Raw genomic sequence first — 21,992 nt, forward strand, 5'->3', positions numbered from 1 at the left:
AGTTCTCGAGATTACGCGTTGTGCGCCTTCTCCCAGATGAAGTGACCCTTTTCCTGGATCTCTTCACTGTCGGGGTCGAGCGGAATGTCCGTACGGTCACGCAGCAGCAGGGTCGCGATGAACGCGACGACGAGCACGCCGGCAATGTAGAACGCGACAGAGGATGCGCTGCCAGTGGTCTTCACGAGCCAGGTCGCAATCATCGGAGCGAACGCGCCACCGAGGATGGCACCAATCGCGTAGGTGATCGAGACGCCCGAGTAGCGGATCGAGGCGGGGAACAGCTCCGCAAAGTACGCCGCCTGCGGGCCGTACGTAAAGCCGTTACCGATCGCGAAGAGCGACAGACCGAGGAAGAGCAGCCAGACGTTGCCCGTGTTGACGAGCGGGAACAAGATGAAGATGATCGCGAGGAACGCAATCCAGCCAATGACGTAGGTCTTCTTGCGGCCGATGCGGTCAGAGATCACCGCGGCGAAGTACGTAACTGCCAGCCACACAATCGAGGCGCCAGCGACAGCAAGCAGCACGGGAGTGCGTTCCATACCTACCAGGCCACCCTCTTCGATGGGGGTGGTTGCGTAGTTCTGGATGTAGCCGCCAGTGGTCATGTAGCCAGCTGCGTTGTTGCCAGCAAAGGTGAATGCCGCGAAGAGCACGAGCAGCCAGTGCTTCTTGAAGAGCTGCGCTGCGGGAACCTTGGTCTGCTGCTTGCGCTCCGAGATCTCGGTGAAGACCGGGCTCTCTTCAACCGAGCGGCGCACCGCGAAACCAACGATGATGAGGACGATGCTCAGCAGGAACGGAATACGCCAGCCCCACTCAAGGAAGGCCTCGCCTGGTGAGATCACACCGGTCATGAGCGCGAGGACGCCCGATGCGAGCAGCAGGCCGATCGGCACACCGATCTGCGGGAACGCACCCATGCGGCCACGCTTGCCAGCGGGCGCGTGCTCGACAGCCATAAGCACTGCCGCACCCCACTCGCCACCGGTCGAGAGGCCCTGCAGCACGCGCAACAGCACGAGCAGCAGCGGTGCCGCGACGCCGATCTGCGCGTAGGTCGGCAGCACACCGATGAGGGTCGTTGCTGCGCCCATGAGGACCAGGGTGAGCACGAGCATCGACTTGCGGCCGAGACGGTCACCAAAGTGGCCGGCAAGGAACGCACCGAGCGGGCGGAAGAGGAAGCTGACGCCGACCGTGAAGAACGAAATGATGGTGCCGTATTCCGAACCGACGGGTTCGAAGAACAGCTTGTTAAAGACGAGTCCAGCTGCGCTGGCGTAGAGGAAAAAGTCGTACCACTCAATGGTGGTACCGATTACTGTGGCCGCGGCCACCTTGCGCAACTCGCGTTGTTGCGCCGGTGTGACAGCTGATGATGACATCGTTGCTCCGACTTCCTTGTCTGGATGTGTGGTGAATGTGACAGCGCCCTATTGCCGCCACATTGCGGCGCCACCCAATTAGCGCCTGTGCGTACTGACCTCCAGAACTGGGGATCGTATACGATTCCAAACATCGTAAGACCGATCTTTCGCGGACGCAAATCACATTTCACGCATCTCCGGTCGGAGAAAATCCCTGTCCAGAACAGTGTTTAACTATCGAACAAATTTCCCCCTTTTCGAGCTGGCACAAGAGCCCGGGAATCGTATACGATTTGAGCAAGTCTTACGCGGCAGCGCAGTCGCAGATTGGGAGGGCACATGCTCGAGCAGGCACAGATCAAGGCAATTGCAGAGGAATTGGTGCAGGCGGATCGCGACCGCACCATCCTCCCGAAGCTCACCAGCCGCTACCCCGGCATGGTCATCGAAGACTCCTACGCCATTCAGAAAGAGTGGTCAGATCGCCGCATCGCAAATGGCGCGAAGCTCGTCGGCCACAAGATCGGCCTCACCTCGAAGGTGATGCAGGTTGCTACCGGCATTTCGGAGCCGGACTACGGCGTCATCCACGATGACATGGTGCACGAGTCGGGCGCCGTCATCGAGTTCGATCGCTTCTCGAACGTTCGCATCGAGGTCGAGCTCGCCTTCGTGCTTTCGAAGCCGCTCTCGGGTCCGAACGTCACCATCTTTGACGTGCTCGACGCGACCGCATACGTGGTTCCCGCACTCGAGATCCTCAACTCGCACCTCGAGCTCGAGGGTCGCACGATCGTTGACACCATCAGCGATAACGCCGCAATGGGCGCCATGGTCATCGGTGGCCGCCCGGTCAAGGTGGACGAGGTCGATCTCACCTGGGCAAAGGCACTCCTCTACCGCAACGAAACCATCGAAGACTCGGGCGTCGCGGGTGCGATCCTTGGTCACCCCGCCCTCGGTGTCGCGTGGCTCGCAAACAAGCTCGCACAGCACGGTCAGTCGCTTGAAGCAGGCGAGATCATTCTTGCTGGCTCGTTCACGAAGCCCATGTGGGTGGAGCGCGGCGACACCGTACACGCTGACTACGCAGAACTGGGATCGATCACGTGCCGATTCATCTAAGCCTCCCGGCGACGCTGACGCAGCGCCTCGCTGAGACCGCCCGCCCGCTTATCGGCCTGTGGGCCTGCGCCGGCAGCCCGATCACGGCTGAGATCGTCGCCGGCAGCGGCTGCGATTGGGTGCTACTCGACGCAGAGCACTCCCCCAACGGCCTCGAGTCGGTGCTCGCGCAGCTCTACGCGATGTCGGCCTACCCGGTAGCGCCGCTCGTGCGCCCGCCCTACGGCGACACCGTCACGATCAAGCAGTTCCTCGACCTTGGCGCACAGAACCTGCTCATTCCCATGGTCGACTCGGCAGCGCAGGCCGAGCAGATCGTGCGCGCGGTGCGCTACCCCGACGGTAGTGTCGGCGGCGGCGTCCGCGGAGTTGGCTCGGCGCTTGCGCGATCCGCCCGCTGGAATCGCGTCGAGGGATATCTGGGTCGCGCGTCCGAGACGATCAGTCTCACCGTACAGATCGAGTCGGCAGAGGCGGTTCGCAACGCGGCCGAGATTCTTGCGATTGATGGCGTTGACGCGATCTTCATTGGGCCGTCCGATCTTGCTGCGTCGATGGGCTTGCTGGGCCAGCAGAACCACCCCGATGTCGTCGCGAATGTGCTCGACGTGATCGCGGCCGCCAAGGCTGCTGGCAAGCCGGTTGGCGTGAATGCCTTCGTGCGCGCGGATGCGGATCGATACATTGCGGCCGGCGCTTCCTTCGTCGCCGTCGGTGCAGATGTGGCAATTCTGGCTCGCCAGACTGAAGCGCTCGTTGACAGTTTCCGTGGGGATGACGGCGGATCCGCCCCTCGCGCGAGCTATTAGCAAGCTCCCAGGATTTGTCATTTCACAAATCCACCCAGATCGTATACGATAAGAAATATCATCAAGCAAAGAAGCAGAGGTTGTCATGACGTTCGGCATCGATTCACTCGGAATTGAGACCCCCGGCAAGATCATTGCTGTGCATCTCAACTACCCGTCGCGCATTGCGCAGCGTGGTCGCACTCCTGAGTTCCCTTCCTACTTCTTCAAGCCCGCTTCGTCGCTCGCGCCGACCGGCGCAATGATTGAGCGCCCCGCAGGCACCGAGCTCCTCGGTTTCGAGGGTGAAGTCGCACTCGTCATCGGCGAGCCAGCACACTGGGTCACCCCCGAAGACGGCTGGAAGCACGTCTCGCACGTCACCGCAGCAAACGACTTCGGCCTCTACGACCTGCGCTCCGCAGACAAGGGTTCGAACGTTCGCAACAAGGGTGGCGACGGCTACACCCCGATTGGCCCGGTCGCAATTTCGACCGACGGCATCGATCAGGACAGCTGGCGCGTGCGCACCTGGGTCAACGGTGAGCTCGTCCAGAACGACACCAGCGACACCCTGAAGTTCTCCTTCGGTCAGCTCGTCGCCGACCTCTCGCAGCACATGACGCTCGAGACCGGCGACGTGATCCTCACGGGCACCCCCGCTGGCTCGTCGGTCGTCGTTCCCGGCGATGTCGTCGAGGTAGAGGTTGACGCTCCCACGGCGCCCGGCGCTCCGACGACCGGTCGCCTGGTGACCACCGTCACGCAGGGCACCCAGGCGTTCGGCGACTTCGGCTCGAAGCCAGCGATCAACGACCTGCAGCGCGTCGAAGCATGGGGCAGCGAGGAAGAGCACGCGGCAGCAGTTGCCGCCGGCAAGGCTTCGCCGCTCGACAAGCCCGTCGAGGCGCATCCCCTCACTGCAGAGCTGCGCGAGCTGCTCGACGGTGTTGCGGTCGCAACGGTGTCGGCAGCGTTGCGCAAGCGCGGCTACGTCGACATCTTCATCGACGGTGTGCACCCGAACCACGAGGGCGACCGCATTCTCGGCATCGCGAAGACCCTGCGCTTCATCCCCTTCCGTCCCGACCTCTTCAAGAAGTACGGCGGTGGCTACAACGCACAGAAGCGCGCATTCGACAGCGTCAACGAGGGTGAAGTGCTCGTCGTTGAGGCGCGCGGCGTTCGCGAGACCGGCACCGTCGGTGATGTGCTCGCACTGCGCGCACAGTTCCGCGGAGCAGCTGGCATCGTCACCGATGGCGGCGTGCGCGATTACTCGGCCGTTGAAGAGTTTGCGATTCCCGTCTTCTCGCAGGGCGCACACCCGAGCGTGCTCGGTCGCCGTCACGTCCCCTGGGAAACCGACGTCACGATCGCGTGCGGCGGCGCAGCTGTCCAGCCCGGCGATGTCATCATGGGCGACCGCGATGGCGTCATCGTGATCCCGCCGTTCCTGCTCGAAGAGGTCGCTCGCGACTCCGCAAAGCAGGAGGCAGAGGACGCATGGGTTGCTGACCAGGTTGCTGCCGGCGCAAAGGTCGACGGCCTGTTCCCGATGAATGCTGAGTGGCGTGCGCGTTACGAGGCAGAGCTCGCGGCTGGCGAGGGCGCGTAACCATGACCTCACGTTCAAAGTCTGAGGTGGCCTACCTCAAGATCAAGGCGCGGATCGAGGACGGCGAGTACGGCCCCGGCTTCCGCCTCGTGCTTGCAAGTCTGGCTTCTGAGCTGGAGATGTCAGTGGTGCCGGTTCGCGAAGCGATCCGCCGCCTCGAGGCAGAGCAGCTTGTGACTTTTGAACGCAACGTCGGCGCCCAGGTCGCACTCTTCAAGGAGACCGAGTACCTGCACACGATGCAGACGCTCGCGCTTGTCGAGGGATCCGCCACCTCGCTCGCAGCCCCCGCGGTCACCCCGGAGCAGATTGCCCGCGCTCGTGCGATCAATGAGCGCATGCGCGAGACGCTTGAAAGCTTCGATCCGCGCCGGTTCACCGAACTCAACAAGGAATTCCACTCGGTCTTCTTTGAGAGCTGCCCGAACCCGCACATTCTCGATCTTGTTCACCGCGGCTGGAACCGCATGAAGGTACTGCGCGACTCGTCGTTCAGCTTCGTGCCCGGTCGCGCCCAGGAGTCCGTCGCAGAACACGACGAACTTCTCCGCCTCCTCGAATCGCACGCTGACCCGTTCGACATCGAACTCGCAGCTCGCGCGCACCGCTTGAACACACTCAACGCAGTGCTCGCATACCGCGAGGAGACGCGCCACGACACCGCTGAAGCGGTCGCCTAGTTTTCATTCACCTCAATTTTCATCCTCCAAGAAAGTAGGAATCATGATTCAGGAAAAGCCTGCCGGCCTCCCCGACAAGATCCGCCACTTTATCGACGGCAAGTTCGTCGACTCGATTGGCGGCGAAGAATTCGACGTGCTCGATCCGGTCTCGAACGAGACCTACATCAAGGCTTCTGCAGGCCAGAAGGCCGATGTTGACCTTGCTGTTGCAGCTGCACGCCGCGCATTCACCGAGGGCCCCTGGCCCAAGATGCTCCCCCGCGAGCGTTCACGCATTCTGCACAAGGTTGCCGACATCGTTGAGTCACGCGACGAGCAGCTTGCACAGCTCGAGAGCTACGACTCGGGTCTGCCCATCACTCAGGCGAAGGGCCAGGCGCGTCGTGCGGCTGAGAACTTCCGTTTCTTCGCAGACCTCATCGTTGCGCAGCACGACGACACCTTCAAGGTGCCCGGTCGTCAGATCAACTATGTGAACCGCAAGCCCATCGGTGTTGCAGGTCTCATCACCCCGTGGAACACGCCCTTCATGCTCGAGTCGTGGAAGCTTGGCCCCGCGCTCGCAACCGGTAACACCGTTGTGCTGAAGCCGGCAGAGTTCACTCCCCTCTCGGCATCGCTGTGGGGCGAGATCTTCCGCGAGGCAGGCATCCCCGACGGTGTCTTCAACCTCGTGAACGGTTTCGGTGAAGAGGCTGGCGACGCGCTCGTCAAGCACCCCGACGTTCCGCTCATCTCGTTCACCGGCGAGAGCAGCACCGGCTCGCTCATCTTCGGCAACTCGGCTCCCTTCCTCAAGGGTCTGTCGATGGAGCTCGGTGGCAAGAGCCCCGCAGTGGTCTTCGCAGACGCTGACCTCGACGCAGCACTCGACGCAACCGTCTTCGGCGTCTTCAGCCTGAACGGCGAGCGTTGCACCGCTGGCAGCCGCATCCTCGTCCAGCGCGACATCTACGACGAGTTCGTTGAGCGTTACGCAGAGCGTGCGAAGAACGTTGTCGTTGGCCTCCCGAGCGATCCCGCAACCGAGGTTGGCGCACTCGTGCACCCCGAGCACTACGCGAAGGTCATGAGCTACGTCGAGCTCGGCAAGACTGAGGGTCGTCTCGTCGCAGGTGGCGGCCGCCCCGCAGAGTTCCCGACCGGTAACTTTGTGTCGCCGACCGTCTTCGCAGACGTCGCTCCCGATGCACGTATCTTCCAGGAAGAGATCTTCGGCCCGGTCGTTGCAATTACGCCGTTCGACACCGACGAGGAAGCGCTCGCACTCGCGAACAACACCAAGTACGGTCTCGCAGCGTACATCTGGACCTCGAACCTCAAGCGTGCGCACAACTTCGCGCAGTCGGTTGAGGCTGGCATGGTCTGGCTGAACTCGAACAACGTTCGCGACCTCCGCACCCCCTTCGGCGGCGTCAAGGCTTCGGGCCTCGGCCACGAGGGCGGCTACCGTTCGATCGATTTCTACACCGATCAGCAGGCTGTGCACATCACGCTGAACGAAGCACACTCCCCCAAGTTTGGACTCGGCAAGTAGCCGATCCGCCACTCATCAATTACGAATTACGCAAGGAAGCATAATGTCAGATCTCAAGGGTCGTGAGAAGACCTCGTCCGGTTTCTGGGTAACCGAAGAAGCACCGATCAAGACCGACAACCCGGTCTCGACTCCCAAGTCGCAGGCGCCCGACATCCTCCGCTGTGCATACATGGAGCTCGTCGTCACCGACCTCGCGAAGTCGCGCCAGTTCTACGTCGACGTACTCGGCCTCTATGTGACCGCTGAGGACGACGAGGTCGTCTACCTGCGCTCGACCGAGGAGTTCATCCACCACAACCTCGTGCTCCGCAAGGGCCCGATCGCTGCAGTGGCTGCATTCTCGTACCGCGTCCGTTCGGCAGAGGACCTCGACCGCGCGGTTGAGTTCTACACCGAGCTCGGCTGCGACGTTCGCCGCAACCCCGAGGGCTTCGTCATGGGCATCGGTGACTCGGTTCGCGTTGTCGATCCCCTCGGCTTCCCCTACGAGTTCTTCTTCGAGACCACTCACGTTGAGCGTCTCTCGTGGCGCTACGACCTGCACACCCCCGGTGAGCTCGTCCGCCTCGACCACTTCAACCAGGTCACCCCTGACGTTCCCCGTGCGGTCCGCCACTACCAGGACCTCGGCTTCCGCGTCACTGAGGATATTCAGGACGAAGACGGCACCGTCTACGCTGCATGGCTGCGCCGCAAGCCCACCGTGCACGACACCGCTGCAACCGGTGGCGACGGCCCCCGTATGCACCACGTCGCGTTCGCAACCCACGAGAAGCACAACATTCTCGCGATCTGCGACAAGCTCGGTGCACTCCGCCTGAGCGATCACATCGAGCGCGGCCCCGGCCGTCACGGTGTCTCGAACGCGTTCTACCTCTACCTCCGTGATCCCGACGGCCACCGCGTCGAGATCTACACGCAGGACTACTACACCGGCGATCCCGACAACCCCGTAATCACCTGGGACGTTCACGACAACCAGCGTCGTGACTGGTGGGGCAACCCGGTCGTACCGTCGTGGTACACCGACGCTTCGCTCGTTCTCGACCTTGACGGCAACCCCCAGCCCGTCATCAGCCGCACCGATGATTCGGAGATGGCTGTCACCATCGGCGCCGACGGGTTCTCGTACACCCGCGACGGCGACAAGGAGCAGGGCTTCAAGCTCGGCAACACCCTCTAAGCACTCGCTCAGAGGTCGCACTCTCACCGGAGTTGCACTCACACCGTTGGGCCCCGGTACTCGTTACACGCGAGTACCGGGGCCCAACACTTTTCTCGCCAGGTTCTGAGCCACGTAATTACGCAACACTTGTTCCCCGTTTTGCGTCGCCCCACCGGCATTACCCCTGGTCGGGAGGGCGGTTTTTCGTCTACAATGTTGGATATAAAAGTTTCCTGTGTCGCAAGTCAGTGACCCCGCTGATCCGCCAACCAGGTTCAGTGCCGCCACGACCAGTCAGCGAGGACGAATGCCCAAGATCATCGATCACGATAAGCGCCGCGAAGACATCGTCGAGGTGACCTGGCAGCTCATCGTGGAGGGCGGCATCGAGGCCGCAACGATGCGTGAAATCGCGACGCGGGCAGGGTTCGCCAACGGGGCACTCAAGCACTACTTCTCTGGCAAGGACGCAATCATCGAGGGCGCCTACGCGCGCTCACTCGGCAGCCTGCAGAAGCGCCTGGAAGACCAGGTGCGCGGCAAGCGCGGCATCGACGCGCTCGAGACCGCGATGCGGTACACGCTTCCGGTCGACGAAGAGTCAGCAACTGCGGCCCGCGTACTGCTCTCGTTCTGGGAGCGCTGCGCGTTCAGCTCCGAGATCGAGCAGGGCTACGGCCAGCACCTCAGCGAGTGGAAGGCCGGCTACCTCGAGTACCTGCGCCAGGGCCGCGAAGACGGTGACATCGTCACCACGAAGCCCGATGAGCAGATCGTGTCGGAGATCATCCTGCTGAACATTGGCGCGACCGTCGTGCGGGTCGTGAGCCCCGAGCACCTGAGCGCGCAGATTCTCGAAGACCAGGTCACTGACTTCGTCGCGCGCCTGCGCCAAGCGAAGTAGGGCAAAAACCTAACGGCCTAGTCGTTTTGCAGCAATAAGGTAAACGTTCAGGCTATTGCGCTCGCCAACAGCAACCGCTTCGAGCGCGATAGCTTCGATTTCATTTGGCGTGTAACGATACACAAGCCTGTACCTCGGCTTGCCAACCCCAATCGGATCAAAGTAGAGCTTGAAACAGTCCGAGAGGTCGCCAGTTTTCACATGCTGCCCGAGGGGCTTGCCTTGTATCCGGCCGTCTCGGATAAGCGCGAGCATGTCGAGCGCCATCTTCTTGGTCCGCAAATCAGGGAGCGCATGCACGTCACGTTCAAATCCGGGAAGGCTCGTGAGTGCAAGCTTGCGGCGCACGAGCTACTCGTAATCAGCCGAATTGAGCCCAAGCTCCTCAGCAAATTCGCTCAGGGGGCGAGCCTTTTCCGCGCGACGATCACGTACGAGCTGCGCAATTTCAAGCTCTTCAATTGCGGGTAGCAAAGATACATAGAGCTCGAACGGAATAACAACAGCCTCTGGGCGTCGATGCGACCCAAAGATCAACGGCTCTGCCAGCGCACCTTCCTCACGGAAGCGGCGCAGAGCTTTCGGAAGCTCGGTGCGAGCTTCCCCACTGGGGAGCACTGGTGAAATAGCCATGGCACTATTCTAAATCTTTGTTCACCTTTTCGCACATAAATGTGTTCATAAAGATGTACATATTTATGTCCACGAGCCCTCCGGCTAATTTGAGAGGATCCCCAAAGACTAAACGCGGGGCGCCCGGAACGCGAGTACGCGAGCCGGGTTGGCCACCATCATGGCGTCGAGTGCTTCGTCGCTCACGCCGAATTCGGCGAGCGTCGGCAGGAAGTGTTCCTCGATGTAGCCGTAGCCGTGTCCGCCGTGGCGGCGCAGCTGCACGCGCTGGCACACGTCGCCACCGAGCACGAGCTGTGATTCCCAGCCGTCGGCGACGAGCTGCGCGAAGCCGCGTGCGACGCCACGGTCGGTGAACGGGAACAGGGTGCCCCACGGGCTGCCGGTCGTTCCCAAGAAGTCGGCCTCGAGCGTCACGCCGCGATCGAGCAGTTTTCGCGCGAGGGGCATGTCATCGGCCGCGGTTCCCGCGTGACCGAAGACGACAGCGCGCGGATCCGCCCCCTCTTCTTCCAGCGCATCGAGCACGCGGAGCTTCGCCTCACCGAACCCACCCATGTGGAGCGTGATCGGGGCGCCCGTGAGCGCCGAGGCGCGGCCGGCTGCGCGGACGCTGCGCATCTCTTGCTCGTCAACGGGGTTGCCCTCAGCGCCGACCTCACCGATGATGCCGGCACGCACGCGCGAGCTGGCTCCGGCGCCGGGACCGACGCGCTCGCCGAGCACGATGTCCCGGACGAGGATCTCAGTGAGCTCCTCGAGCGTGCGGTCTGCGAAGTCTGCGGGGTGCAGCTGCTTCTGGTACCAGCCGGTGCCCATGACGAGGTTGAGGCCAGAGGCACGGCTCAGGCGCGCGAGCGCTGCGGCGTCGCGGCCGACCTCGCGCGGGGTGACCTCGACCATGGTGCCGCCACCGGCGAGGGCGAAATCGTTCACCTCGTCGAGCATTTCTGCGAAGTCGCCGAGCACGTCGTTGTCTGCGCACGGCTGGCCACGGCGCACGGCCGCGAGGTTGTCGAGCGTGAGCGGAGTTTCTGCCGCGTTATCCCACTCCCCCGGCCGCGGTTCTGCGGCGTGCAGGGGGCGGCGGATGTCGAGGAAGATGTGCTCGTGCATAAGCGTGCGGCCGAGGTCTTCGGGCCGCACGAGGCCGAGCACGGTCTGCACGAGGCCCGCACGGTTCGGGATGTTGAGGTCGTCGATCATGCCTGCGCCTCCTCGGCTGCGGTGAGGGCGAAGATGCGTGCGGCGTTCCCGCCGGTCACGGCTGTGAGCAACGCTGCATCGGCACCGAACATCCCGAGGTATGGCGCGTACTGCTGCGTGATGAATCCGAGGCCGTTGCCACCAAACGCCGTGAGCCGATGCTTCTGGGTAATGCCGCAACTGAGCAGCAGGCGATCTGCGTGCCCGTCGGCGGCCAGACCCATGATCGCCACCGCGATGTCGTGATCTGAGACGACGGTCGTGACGTTCGGGATCCGCCCCAAACCATCGAAGCACAGGGCGGTGCCGAGCGCCGTCACGCGACCGAGGCGTTCGGGATCGATGCCGACGCCGAAGCGTCCCGATGTGTGTCTCTCGGCGATGAGCGAGGTGATTCCCGCGATCACGACCCGGTCGCGGCCAAGGCCGGCCCGGTCGATGATGTCGAGCGCGGATCGCACCCGCGCATCCCAGCCATCAGGCGTGGGGGTGAGAGCGGTTTCACCGTCCAGCACAAGCGAGACGCCAGTTTCTGCGGCGAGGCGGGCGGCCTGCTCCAGGAATACTGCGGCCTCGTTCGTGCTGGGGATCGGCAGTGCGCCGATGACGCCGGCTGGGCCGGCGGGGTCGTTGAGGGCGTCGGTGATCCGCGACACGGCATCCGCAATGGACACGTCAGCTGCCCAGCCGCCGTTGGTGCCACGCAGGAGCGTGACACCCGTCTCCTTACTGAGCTCGCGCAGGGTCGCACCGTGATCGGCAGCCTGTGGGGCGCGCTCATAGCCCGCGGCAGCGAGCGGTTCGAGCGCGACGACGGCACCGGTCGGGGCGGCCTGGGCCGCCGGGGCCGCTTCGACCGCGCCACCCCAGACGCTCGCGAGTGCGGTGAGCTCTGCGTAGGCGTCTGCGGCGGCGAGGGTTGCGTCGTCCCGGTTTCGGCCCCCCATCATGAGCCTGCCGAGCGCACCGATCGAGACCGGCTCGCGCTCGAACGCAGCGGCAGTCGCGGCCTGGCCGCGGTTGCCCGGCACCCGCACCGGAGAGATGACGAGCGTCTCTGCCGCGAGCACCGAGGTGAGGTCGGTGGCTAGCTGGCTTCCGCACACAGTGCGCCAAATGGCGGTGTTCGTGGGCATGACGGTCGGTCCTTTCAGGGCGGGTGCAGGGCAGGGCGCGGGCGCGGATCGGGTCGCTTAGACCGCGGTCGCGACGAGCACGCGGGGGCAGCCCGGGAGTTCTACGAGACTCTCGAACTTCCAGCCCGAGCCGTCGAGCCATGCGGTGACCTGCTCGACGGGGTACACGAGGGTGCCGTCGATGTTGAAGTACTCACCCGCATGGATCGCGTCGATCGCACGCTGGCGATCATCCTGATCCAGGAAAAAGTCGATGATCATGAGGTTCGCGCCGGGCTGTGCAGCGTCGCGCGATGCCTTCAGGATGTCCTGGTTCTGCTCGGGAGTGAAGCGGTGCAGTACGCCACCGAGGAGGACGAGGTCGTGCTCGCCACCCGGGGTTGCGGTTTCGGTGGGCACTTCTTCGATGCTGATGCGATCCGCCACGCCAGCTGCCTCAGCTGCGCCGCCGATGCCGTCCCCGAAACCGGGCGCGTAGACGAAGCGGGTGGTGAGCCCGGGGTTCTGCTGCATCGCGGTAATCGCGAAGCCGGCTGCGAGGCCGCCGAAGTCGAGGATGCTCGTGTACTTCGCAAAGTCGAGCGCCTTGCCGAATTGCTCAGCGTGCAGGTCGTTGTAGGTCATGACGCCGGCCATGAAGTCAGCCCAGCCAGCCTCCGACAGCTCGAGGGTACCTGCTTCGTCGGTGTCGACGGTCTTGTCGTACCCGAGCCACTGCTTGTAGCTAATGTCACCGAGGAACGCAATGAACGGGGTGAGATCGATATCGCCCTTGCCCGAGAGGTACTCTGCCGAGTCGGCGACGAGCGAGTAGCTGCCTGCCGCGCGGTCGAGCAGGCCGAGGCCGTTCATTGCGTCAGCGAGGGTGCGCACCTGGCGCTCCGAGTGAGCGGTTGCGGCTGCGAGCTCCGCGACGGTCTTGGGGCCGTCTGCAAGTGCGCGGAAGATGCCGATGCGAGCAGCCGCATCGAGCTGCTTTGCGCCCATGAAGCCGATCGCGATGTCGACAATACGTTCTGGGGTTGCAGTCATGAGGATTCCTTGTGTTCGAGGTCCTCCCGGTGGCGGGACGACGTTGTCCGAGGGGGTCTGCGGGAAACTCTACAAGCGTAGACTAACAATGTCTAGCCGCGGTTTCATTTATTTTCTACTACCATAGAAAAACGCGGTGGGCGGATCTTTCGAACACCCCTCACCCGCCACCACCCTTCACCGTCGAAAGGTTTCACCGTGACTCTTACGTTCCAGCGCATTGGCGCTGCCACCTCAGAACTTCCCCCGATCGCCCTCCTGCACGGCTTTGCGTCGAGTGCGGCTGAGGATTTCGGATCCGCCGACTGGTCCGATGCCCTCGCTGCGGCCGGCCGCACCGGCATCGCGATCGATCTCCCCGGCCACGGCGCAAACACCCCCGTCGAAGGTGCAGCGACCGACGCCGCAAGCACCTCGGCAGTGACCGCGGCAATTCTCGCAACGATCGCTGGCGAATTCGGCACGGCCGAAGCTGTCGACGTCGTCGGCTACTCACTCGGCGGACGCCTCGGCTGGGAACTTCCCAGCCAGTCGGCACAGATTCGCCGCGTGGTACTCGGCGGCGTAAGCCCCTTTGAACCATTCAGTGCGGTATCTTCGGCCGACCTCGAAGCTGCACTCGGGGGCGCGGATCCCGCAAACCCCCTCGTCGGAATGATGGCCGGCATGATCTCCGCGCCGGGCCGCGACACCGCATCGCTCGCGAAGCTCATCGTCGGGCTCGCGTCTGAACCCTTTGACCCTTCCGCAAATGCACCTCAGGTTCCCGCACTGCTCGTCGCAGGCTCTGAAGATCAGATGACGCAGGGCATCGAGGGCCTCGTCGAGGCACTGCCCGAGGGATCGCTCGAGCGCGTGCCCGGCGACCACCGCAGGGCGCTCGACAGCGCGGAGTTCCGTGCGGCCGTGGTGAACTTCTTGGCGTAGGCCTGGCTCCACCCCGGCTGAACCCCGCTCCATTCTGCTCTATTCTGCTCAGCCCCGCTCAGCCCCATTCAGCCCCGCGAAACGGGCCCTTTCTGCCGAAACAGATAGTTTCTGCGCGTTGCAACTATGCATCTCGCGAGAAAGTGCCCGTTTCGTGGGGTTGTGTGCTGCCTAAGGTCGGGCGCGGGCAGATTCAACCCGCCCGCTCGCACCTGTGGGAGTTCCGTGCGGCCAGCGGCCGCACCGCAACCCCAAAGGCTGACGCAAAGTGTCGCGGCAGTGGGACAGACAGGCCGGGCGACGCGCCGGTCTGCCAACCTCACCCCGTCGAGAAGCACCGTTCCTCGCGAAACAATCACTTTCAGACGCAAGAAAGGGCCCGTTTCGGCAAAACGGGCCCTTTTCGAGGGGTTGAGCAAAGCCCGGCGAACGACCGAACGGCCGAGCTTCAGAGCGAAGCGAACTACCCAGCAGGCTCCCACAGCCCATCGGCGCGCACGTCACGGTCGAGCCACAGGTCAGCGGTAGCCTCACGTAGCGCCGAAGCGCCAACGCGCTCAAGCAGCGTGATGGCACCAAGGTTGTCATTCAGCTGCTTCACACTCGAAGCGCCAAACAGCACGTTCGCGGTCGCGGGGTTTGCCAGCGTGAACGCCAGTCCAAGCTGCGCGGGCGTCGCGTCGAACGAACGCGCAATGCGCTCCACCTCGGGGTACGCGGCGACGATCTGCTCGCGGATTCCACCAACATCAGCACCAATCTTTCGTGCAGGCGCGAGCTTGCCGACAAGAATGCCGCCTTCGAAGGCGTCAGATGCCTGCAATGCAAGGGTCCCCTCCTCGAACCAGCGCCCATAGAACTCCCCCTCGGCCATGCTGCGGCGCACGAGTCCGTACTTCAGCTGCGCAAAACTCGGCGGAGTCAAGCCCTCTTCAGCCGACACGTCGAGCGCGGTCTGCAGCGCCTCGGCCGCCCAGTTGTTCACGCCCCAACTTGCGAAGCTGCCGCGGTCAATCTCGGCCTGCACATCGTGCACCACCTGACGGATATCAATGTCGCCAAAGAAGTCGCCAACAACTACAGTGTCGAAGGACTCGGGGCCCCCGTTGCCTGCACCGATCCGCGCCAATGACTCGTCCATCTGGCCAGCGAAGCCGGTCGCGGGATATTCCCACAGCCACAGCTTGCCGCAGAGCTGGTACTGCGAGCGCGCGAGGCCGAGCTCGCGCAGGGTCTCGCCGAAGAGCAGGTCGGTGCGGGACGCCTCAGCGTGCGGGCCCATGTTGTAATACGCCACGTCAAAGAACGCGGCGTCGACCTCGACCGCGCGCGACATGAGTGCGCGGCGCGCGTCGGCATCCATGCGATCCCAGATATTCCAGGATCCGAGGGCAAACACCGGCACTTCGGGGATTCCAGCACCAAGCTTGCGCTTGGGTACGCGTACGTCGGTCATGATCGCTGCCTCCTTGCAGGTCAAAGTCAGATCAGGTCACGCAGGCGCCAAAATAACGCACGCATCCCCTATTCCTTATTTTCTACAATCGTATAATATAAGGATCACGGGTGCCAGAGCTGGCACCAAAACCCATGACAAAGGAGTCACATGACCCCCTCATCAGCACAGCGCACGGTCGCCATCACCGGCGGCGCGGGCGGCATCGGCCAGGGCATTGCGCGCGAGTTCGTCGAAGCAGGCGATCGCGTGATCCTCATTGACCGCGACGCAGCGACCGTCGGGCAGGCAGCGGCCGCACTCGGCGATGCCGCAAGCGCGATCACCCTCGACATCACCGACGCCGAGGCAGTCGCGGCAACCTTCGCAGGCCTCGCCGCGGCAGGCACCCCGGTCGATGTGCTGGTGAACAACGCTGGAATCCTCTCCGTCCACGGCGGAGTCACCGAGCTCACCCCCGAGGCCTACCGCTCAATCCTCGACGTGAACGTCATCGGCACCTTCACCATGACCCAGGCATTCGCGCGTCACCGCATCGCGGCCGGCGGCCAGGGCTCGATCGTCAACATCTCCTCAATCGGCGGACGCCAGCCAACCCCCGGCATGGGCGCCTACGAATCCAGCAAGGCCGCGGTCGACTCGGTCACCCGCTGGGCTGCAATCGAGCTTGCGGCACACTCGATCCGCGTCAATGCCGTCGCCCCCGGCCCCGTCCTCACCCCGATGCTCGAGATGGGCATGCCCGAGGGATCCCCCGCACGCGAGGCATGGTCCAGCCGCATCCCCCTGGGTGATTTGGCGCGGATCACCGACATCGCCCCCGCAGTTCTCTTCCTCGCGGGCGCTTCACACATTACTGGCGTGAGCCTGCCCGTCGATGGCGGTCAGCTGCTGACGTAAGGGCTGCGCAATCTGCTCAACCCCGCGAGATGGGGCCTTTCACCCGAAACCGATAGTTTCAGCGCGCTGCAACTATGGTTCTCGAGAGAAACGGTCGATCTCGCGGGGTTGAGTGCTGTTTGGCGTGAACAAAAGTAGTCACACCCCGACGCCGTGACACCTAGAATGATGCTCGTAGTCCCCGGATATGGCCTCTCCCGACTTGAGCGGTGAAGCCTCCGGGGTTCTTTTGATTCTCTAACATGCAAGCCAGGCGTCGCATGCTTTAGCCGTTGCAATACCTAGGCCACCTGCCAGCCGTTCCACAACTCAATGGGAACGCAAGGGTGAGGGAATCGTGGCGCATGCTGCGCCGCCTTCCAATAGAGAGGGCGCGGCCAGCGGCCGCACCAATGCTTCACAACCTGAGGGAAAGTGGAGCAGGGGTGGGCAAGGCTGTCCGGTCGACGCGCCGGCCCGCCAAGCTCACCCCGTCGAGAAGCACCGTTCCTCACACAGGAGGCACTTTCTTGCGCAAGAAAGGCCCCTTCTCGAGAGAAAGGGCCAATCTCGCGGGGTTTGCCTGGAGGCGCCCCTACCGCTCGAACACCACCGACCCATCGACAACAGTGAGCTCAACATCAAGTCCGGGTAGTCCGGCAGCGCCAACCTCGAACGGGTCGCCCGCGAGCACGACAAGGTCAGCAACCTTGCCAACCTCGACGGTGCCCTTCCAGTCGGCGGCACGATCTTGGCGCGCGGGAACCGCGGTGTAGGCGCGCAGCAATCCAAGAAGTCGCTGGTCGGAGTCATCACGACCAGCACCCGCACCCACACCAGCACCCGCACCAGCACCGCCCCCATCGAGCTTGGTCACAGCACCAGAAGCAAGCGAAGCAGCAAACAGCTCCCCACCAGTCCCGCCGGCACGAGCCTTCAAGATCCGCGCATCAGCATTTGCGATACCCACACGCCAGTCGAAGTCGAGCACGGGAGCATCCGACGACAGCGCGAGCACCCCTGCGGCGAGCGCGGCCTCGAATGGCCAAGCAGAAACAGCAGCTTCCTCGCCCATCAACCTGACCAACCAGTCGCCGGTAATCGCGGCAATTCCGGCCTGCGCATTCACGAACATGCCCAGGCGAGCCATGCGCTGCACCTGGTCGACGGTTGCGAGGTCGCCGTGCACGATGACGTGGGCGAGGTCGGCAGCAGCAGGGGTGCCGGGTTCGGCAGCAACGCGTTCCACGGTGTCGAGCACGAGCTCGATCGTGCGGTCGCCGGTCGCGTGGACACCGACCTGCACGCCGGCACGGTGCGCCTCGGCGATCATCTCGGCAAGGCCTGCGGCCTGCGCCTCAAGCGTCTCCCCCTCAACGAGCAGCCCACCGTGCGAACCATCGTCGTAGGTGCGCGCGGTCCACGCGTTGCGCGACAGCGGGATGAGATCACCGAACAGCTTCACACCCGGGACAGCGAGCCAGCGCGGATCAGGCGCCTCCCCCAGAACCGACGAGCCATCAGAACCGACAACAACGCCGCGAGCAAGCGCCTCCTGCCCACGAATACCGTCAACCACAGCCCCAACAGAACTCGGCCCGTCCAGGATGCCGTGCAAGGTGAGCAGCGTCACGCGCTGCTGCAGCTCCCCTGCTGCGGCGAGTTCGCGGTAGACGTCGAGCACCTCGCTGTGGAAGCAGCCGGTCTCACCGTCATCCTCGCCCGGGCCAATACCGGGCTCGGTGTAGCTGGTAATTCCCATCGCGGCGAGGAGCTTGCCGGCACGCAGGAGTGCCGCACGGCGATCCGCCCGCGATGACACCAGTGCCCCGGTAGGACCGGGTTCGGCGCCGGGCACCATCTCTCCGAAGAGGGTGTGGGGGTAGCGTGCGCCCATCCAGCTCGCGTGGAGGTGGGAGTCATTGATGCCTGGCAGTACTGCGCGCCCGGCGAGGTCGATGACGCGGGTGCTATCGCCGATCCACGGCTCAATATCTGCGTCGGTCCCCACAGCGACGATGGCGCCGCCCTGCACCGCAACCGCTTGCGCGCGGCTGCCCCGCTCGTCAAGCACCAATACTGACCCGCCGCGCAGCACCAGGTCGGCACTGCTCGCATGCACCATTGCACTCATGCGACTCTCATTCCTTGTTATTCACGACTCTGTGCGGCCTCGCGGCTCATTGCGCCTCGCGGCTATGTGAGCCTCGCGGCCGGCTTGACCGTGCGGTCAATGACTGAACCCAGCCCTGCCAAAGTTGGGGGCTATCTTTTAAGTTCAACGTATGTAGAATAAAACCACAGTTTCGGTCCCTGAGCAATGATGCGAGATCGAAAACATTCGAAGACGGAGTATTTCAATGACGATTCCCACCTCTACTCGCGCAGCCGTGCTCACCGAGCACTCGGCACCCCTGACGATGCAGACCCTCCCGCTCCCCGATGCCATCGAGCCCGGTGCGGCGCTCGTGCAGATCACCTGCGCAACACTGTGCGGCACCGACGTAGAGATCTGGGCCGGAAAGATGTCATTCCCTGGCATGCTCCCGATGGTGCTCGGCCACGAGATGGTCGGTGAGGTCATCGCTGTTGGCGAGGGCACGGTTGATGCGCTCGGCGCTCCGCTCGAGGTCGGCGACCGCATTGGCTGGTCAGAATCAGTCTGCGGCGAGTGCTTCGGCTGCGTCGTGCTGCGCCAGCCCGTCGCGTGCTCGAAGCGCGGATACGGGTTCCTCCAGCGCTCCGATGTGCACCCCTTCTCGACCGCCGGTCTCTCGGAGTACGCCTACGTCACCCCCGGCGCGCAGAAGCTCAAGTTGCCCGGCGGCGTGAAGGACACCTGGGCCTCGGCCGCTGGCTGCACCGCGAAGACCGTCTTGCGCGCGTTCGACCGTGCGGGCGGCGTTCGCCCCGGCTCGCGCGTCGTTGTCCAGGGCTCTGGCGCCCTCGGCATCTTCGCCACCGCGGTCGCGAGCATCTCGGGCGCTGCCCAGGTGATCACGGTCGGCGCACCCGCTGCGCGCCTCGAGGTCGCCAAGCGCTTCGGCGCGACCGACGTCGTTGACATTGCCGGCGGATCGGAAGCCACCATCGCCCGCGTGCTCGAGCTCACGGGCGGCGCGGGCGCTGACCTCGTGCTCGACTTCGCGGGGGCACCGTCGATCGGCCCAGAGGCCGTCGCGATGGCTGCCCAGCGTGGCACCCTCGCAATCGTCGGTTCGACCGGGCCCACCGGAGATGCCTTCCCGCTCTCAGCAATCATGGGCAAGGAGCTCACCGTGGTCGGCTCGCTCAACGGCGACGTCTCCGACTACTACCGCTCGATTGAGTTCTTCCGAGCCTTCGCTGATCGCTTCCCCTGGGATGACCTGTTCTCGGCACCCTGCGGCCTCGAAGAGGCTTCGGCTCGCATCGCCAACATGCACGAGCTTGGCGAGGTCAAGGCCGTCATCGATCCGCGCATCGACGCAGCGTAACCCCACAACTTCTTCACCGAAAGGACACCAATGTCCCAGCCCATCTCCGTTCCGCACAACAAGCTCGGCACGAGCGATCTCACTGTCTCGAAGTTTGCGCTCGGTTCGTGGCACGTCTACGACCGCATGCACTTCGAGGAGACCGTCGCTCTGCTACGCACCGCAATCGACCGCGGCATCAACCTCTTCGACGTTGGCGTCTACACCGCGCCGACCATGCCGCCCGGATACACCGACATCCTCTTCTCGGCCGCCGTCCGTGCTGCCGGCATCAAGCGCGAAGAATACTTGCTGTCCTCGAAGCTTTGGCTCGAGGCATTTGACGCGGATCAGGGCGGCTTCCGCCCCCAGCTCGAAGGCGCCCTGTTCCGCGTTGGTGCGGAACACGCTGACCTCGTTGTGCTCGGCGACCTGCGCCGTGACGACCTCGAGCTGCGCGACCTCGTGCACTCGCTCGCAGAGCTCAAGGCTGACGGCCTCATCAACGCCTGGGGCGTGAACAACTGGTCGGCATCGAACGTGCAGGCCCTCATCGACATCGCACGCGAAGACGGCGTCGACGGTCCCTGCATGGCGCAGCTGAAGTACAGCGTCTCGCGCCGCTCGATCCCTGACGGCGCCCCCTTCGCGAAGCTCTGGGAGCAGGGTTTTGCGATGCAGGCATCCGACGTCATGGAGGGCGGCTACCTCGCTGGCAAGGTCTCGACCGAGCGCGAGGTCGGCCGCGACCCTGGCGGGATCCGCCAGCGCATCATCGACGACGTCCCCGGCTTCGTGCAGCTCGCTGAGTCGCTGGGCGCAACCCCCGCGCAGCTCGCGATCGCGTTCACGCTCACGCACCCCGCGAACGCCACGACCCTCTTCGGCGCTTCGAGCGTGACGCAGCTCGAAGCCAACCTTGGCAGCCTCGAGGTGCTTGAGCGCGTGGGTGCTGAGGCGATCCGCGCCGCTGTCGAGCCGTTCTGGGCCGACCGTGACGTTGTGAACCCGGAAGGACCCTAACCATGGCTTCCACCCCGATCTCGACCGGCGCTCCGCAGCTCGCGCCGGTCCCGTTCGATCCTGAGATCGCACCGATCCTCGAGGCGATGGCCGCGCAGGAATCCCCCAAGATGACGCGCGAAACGCTGCCGTTCATGCGCGGTGGCGGGCCGGCGTTCCCTGACGCAGCGGCCGTTGCCGAGCAGTTCGGCGTGCGCACGCGCGATCTGGTGATTCCCGGCCCCGCTGGCAGCCCCGCGATCGAAATAACGGTGTTCTCCCCAGTCGCCCCGGCGTCTGACGCGCTGCCCGTGCTCGTGAACTTCCACGGCGGCGGCATGATCGTCGGTCACCGTACCTGGGAGCACGGTCGCGTCGCCGATCTCGTCGCACGTCACGGCGTCGTCGGCGTGAACGTCGAATACCGGCTCGCGCCCGAGGACCCCTACCCCGCAGGCGTCGAGGACAACTACGCCGCAACCGCCTGGGTCGCCGAGCACGCGGCTGAGTTGGGGGCGGATCCACACACACTCATCGTCATGGGAGGCAGCGCCGGCGGCGCCTTTGCCGCAGCGGTTTCCCTCATGGCGCGGGATCGTGGCGGCCCCGCGATCGCAGGCCAGCTCCTGCTGTGCCCGATGCTCGACAACACGAACTCGACCCCGGCGAGCCTGCAGTATGACGGCATCGGCACCTGGCAGCGCGAGGCGAACCTGCTCGCGTGGGAGTGCGTGCTCGGCGCTGACTTGGCCTTCTCTACGGATGCGCCAGCGTATGCTGCGCCCTCGCGGGCGACGTCGCTCGCTGATCTGCCGCCCGCGTTCATCGAGGTCGGTGCGGCTGAGATGTTCCGCGATGAAGACACCGACTACGCGCGGCGCATCTGGGCCGTTGGCGGCGAGGCCGAGCTGCACGTCTGGGCCGGCGGGTTCCACGGCTTCGACATGTACGCCACCGAGTCCGAGATCACGCGGGCCGCACTCGCGTCGCGTGACTCGTGGCTGCGCCGCGTGATCGGTACCGGCGCCGGCGCGAACGGAGGTGCCGCGTGAGCGCGACCCCGTTCCGTC

General features: G+C 64.3%; 20 protein-coding genes. 12 read left to right on the forward strand and 8 right to left on the reverse strand.

Features of this window, described 5'->3' with window-relative positions; translation table 11 throughout:
- Positions 1 to 11: 11 nt before the first annotated feature.
- Positions 12 to 1,391, reverse strand: coding sequence for an MFS transporter (locus ICM05_RS01780; RefSeq protein WP_188022828.1), 1,380 nt, complete (start codon positions 1,389 to 1,391; stop codon positions 12 to 14).
- Positions 1,392 to 1,712: 321 nt separating this feature from the next.
- On the opposite strand from ICM05_RS01780, the gene hpaH reads away from it, so the two are divergent.
- The 7 genes from hpaH to ICM05_RS01815 all read left to right on the forward strand — a co-directional run bounded on the left by hpaH (position 1,713) and on the right by ICM05_RS01815 (position 9,196).
- Positions 1,713 to 2,498, forward strand: coding sequence for a 2-oxo-hept-4-ene-1,7-dioate hydratase (hpaH, locus tag ICM05_RS01785; RefSeq protein WP_188022829.1), 786 nt, complete (start codon positions 1,713 to 1,715; stop codon positions 2,496 to 2,498).
- The gene (locus tag ICM05_RS01790) at positions 2,483 to 3,307 is read left to right on the forward strand and encodes an HpcH/HpaI aldolase/citrate lyase family protein (protein WP_188022830.1); all 825 of its coding nucleotides are present in this window, start codon (positions 2,483 to 2,485) and stop codon (positions 3,305 to 3,307) included. The genes hpaH and ICM05_RS01790 overlap by 16 nt, the downstream gene beginning before the upstream one ends.
- Positions 3,308 to 3,392: 85 nt before the next feature.
- Positions 3,393 to 4,904, forward strand: a complete 1,512-nt coding sequence (locus ICM05_RS01795; protein ID WP_188022831.1) for a fumarylacetoacetate hydrolase family protein — start codon at positions 3,393 to 3,395, stop codon at positions 4,902 to 4,904.
- Positions 4,905 to 4,906: 2 nt separating this feature from the next.
- Positions 4,907 to 5,584, forward strand: a complete 678-nt coding sequence (locus ICM05_RS01800) for a GntR family transcriptional regulator (RefSeq protein WP_188022832.1) — start codon at positions 4,907 to 4,909, stop codon at positions 5,582 to 5,584.
- Positions 5,585 to 5,627: 43 nt separating this feature from the next.
- Complete coding sequence (gene hpaE / locus ICM05_RS01805) at positions 5,628 to 7,124, forward strand: 5-carboxymethyl-2-hydroxymuconate semialdehyde dehydrogenase (RefSeq protein ID WP_188022833.1); 1,497 nt, start codon at positions 5,628 to 5,630, stop codon at positions 7,122 to 7,124.
- 43 nt (positions 7,125 to 7,167) lie between these two features.
- The gene (gene hpaD, locus ICM05_RS01810; protein ID WP_188022834.1) at positions 7,168 to 8,310 is read left to right on the forward strand and encodes a 3,4-dihydroxyphenylacetate 2,3-dioxygenase; all 1,143 of its coding nucleotides are present in this window, start codon (positions 7,168 to 7,170) and stop codon (positions 8,308 to 8,310) included.
- 289 nt (positions 8,311 to 8,599) lie between these two features.
- Entirely contained in the window at positions 8,600 to 9,196 is a 597-nt protein-coding gene (locus tag ICM05_RS01815; protein WP_188022835.1) for a TetR/AcrR family transcriptional regulator, read from the forward strand.
- A 9-nt stretch (positions 9,197 to 9,205) separates the two neighbouring features.
- On the opposite strand, the gene ICM05_RS01820 is transcribed toward ICM05_RS01815, so the two are convergent.
- From ICM05_RS01820 to ICM05_RS01840, 5 genes are all read right to left on the reverse strand, one after another.
- Positions 9,206 to 9,544, reverse strand: coding sequence for a hypothetical protein (locus tag ICM05_RS01820; RefSeq protein ID WP_251364429.1), 339 nt, complete (start codon positions 9,542 to 9,544; stop codon positions 9,206 to 9,208).
- Between the two features lie 3 nt (positions 9,545 to 9,547).
- Positions 9,548 to 9,829, reverse strand: a complete 282-nt coding sequence (locus ICM05_RS01825; RefSeq protein ID WP_188022836.1) for a type II toxin-antitoxin system Phd/YefM family antitoxin — start codon at positions 9,827 to 9,829, stop codon at positions 9,548 to 9,550.
- A 108-nt stretch (positions 9,830 to 9,937) separates the two neighbouring features.
- Positions 9,938 to 11,035 carry a phosphotriesterase gene (locus ICM05_RS01830; RefSeq protein ID WP_188022837.1) on the reverse strand — a complete coding sequence of 366 codons (1,098 nt, stop codon included), beginning with the start codon at positions 11,033 to 11,035 and terminating at the stop codon, positions 9,938 to 9,940.
- Positions 11,032 to 12,171 carry a hypothetical protein gene (locus ICM05_RS01835; protein WP_188022838.1) on the reverse strand — a complete coding sequence of 380 codons (1,140 nt, stop codon included), beginning with the start codon at positions 12,169 to 12,171 and terminating at the stop codon, positions 11,032 to 11,034. Before ICM05_RS01835 ends, ICM05_RS01830 begins: the two co-directional genes overlap by 4 nt.
- A gap of 57 nt (positions 12,172 to 12,228) precedes the next feature.
- The gene (locus ICM05_RS01840) at positions 12,229 to 13,203 is read right to left on the reverse strand and encodes a methyltransferase dimerization domain-containing protein (protein WP_188022839.1); all 975 of its coding nucleotides are present in this window, start codon (positions 13,201 to 13,203) and stop codon (positions 12,229 to 12,231) included.
- A 198-nt stretch (positions 13,204 to 13,401) separates the two neighbouring features.
- Between ICM05_RS01840 and ICM05_RS01845 the strand changes: the two genes are divergently transcribed.
- On the forward strand, positions 13,402 to 14,130 hold the full coding sequence (locus ICM05_RS01845; RefSeq protein WP_215401719.1) for an alpha/beta fold hydrolase: 729 nt from the start codon (positions 13,402 to 13,404) through the stop codon (positions 14,128 to 14,130).
- 463 nt (positions 14,131 to 14,593) lie between these two features.
- On the opposite strand, the gene ICM05_RS01850 is transcribed toward ICM05_RS01845, so the two are convergent.
- Positions 14,594 to 15,586 (reverse strand): aldo/keto reductase, encoded by a 993-nt coding sequence (locus tag ICM05_RS01850; RefSeq protein ID WP_188022840.1) that lies wholly within the window; start codon positions 15,584 to 15,586, stop codon positions 14,594 to 14,596.
- Between the two features lie 150 nt (positions 15,587 to 15,736).
- On the opposite strand from ICM05_RS01850, the gene ICM05_RS01855 reads away from it, so the two are divergent.
- Complete coding sequence (locus tag ICM05_RS01855; protein ID WP_188022841.1) at positions 15,737 to 16,486, forward strand: SDR family NAD(P)-dependent oxidoreductase; 750 nt, start codon at positions 15,737 to 15,739, stop codon at positions 16,484 to 16,486.
- A gap of 574 nt (positions 16,487 to 17,060) precedes the next feature.
- On the opposite strand, the gene ICM05_RS01860 is transcribed toward ICM05_RS01855, so the two are convergent.
- Positions 17,061 to 18,599 (reverse strand): amidohydrolase, encoded by a 1,539-nt coding sequence (locus ICM05_RS01860; RefSeq protein ID WP_188022842.1) that lies wholly within the window; start codon positions 18,597 to 18,599, stop codon positions 17,061 to 17,063.
- Between the two features lie 226 nt (positions 18,600 to 18,825).
- Here ICM05_RS01860 and ICM05_RS01865 point away from each other — a divergent pair, with 226 nt between their 5' ends.
- From ICM05_RS01865 to ICM05_RS01875, 3 genes are read left to right on the forward strand one after another with little or no spacing between them, the layout of a single operon-like run.
- A complete protein-coding gene (locus ICM05_RS01865; RefSeq protein WP_188022843.1) occupies positions 18,826 to 19,941 on the forward strand; it encodes a zinc-binding dehydrogenase in 1,116 nt (371 codons plus the stop codon).
- Between the two features lie 30 nt (positions 19,942 to 19,971).
- Positions 19,972 to 20,943 carry an aldo/keto reductase gene (locus ICM05_RS01870; RefSeq protein ID WP_188022844.1) on the forward strand — a complete coding sequence of 324 codons (972 nt, stop codon included), beginning with the start codon at positions 19,972 to 19,974 and terminating at the stop codon, positions 20,941 to 20,943.
- A gap of 2 nt (positions 20,944 to 20,945) precedes the next feature.
- Positions 20,946 to 21,974: an alpha/beta hydrolase gene (locus ICM05_RS01875; RefSeq protein ID WP_188022845.1), complete on the forward strand. Its 1,029-nt coding sequence runs from the start codon at positions 20,946 to 20,948 to the stop codon at positions 21,972 to 21,974.
- The last annotated feature ends 18 nt before the right edge of the window (positions 21,975 to 21,992 follow it).

The organism is Leucobacter sp. cx-42, from assembly GCF_014529985.1.
GTDB lineage: Bacteria > Actinomycetota > Actinomycetes > Actinomycetales > Microbacteriaceae > Leucobacter.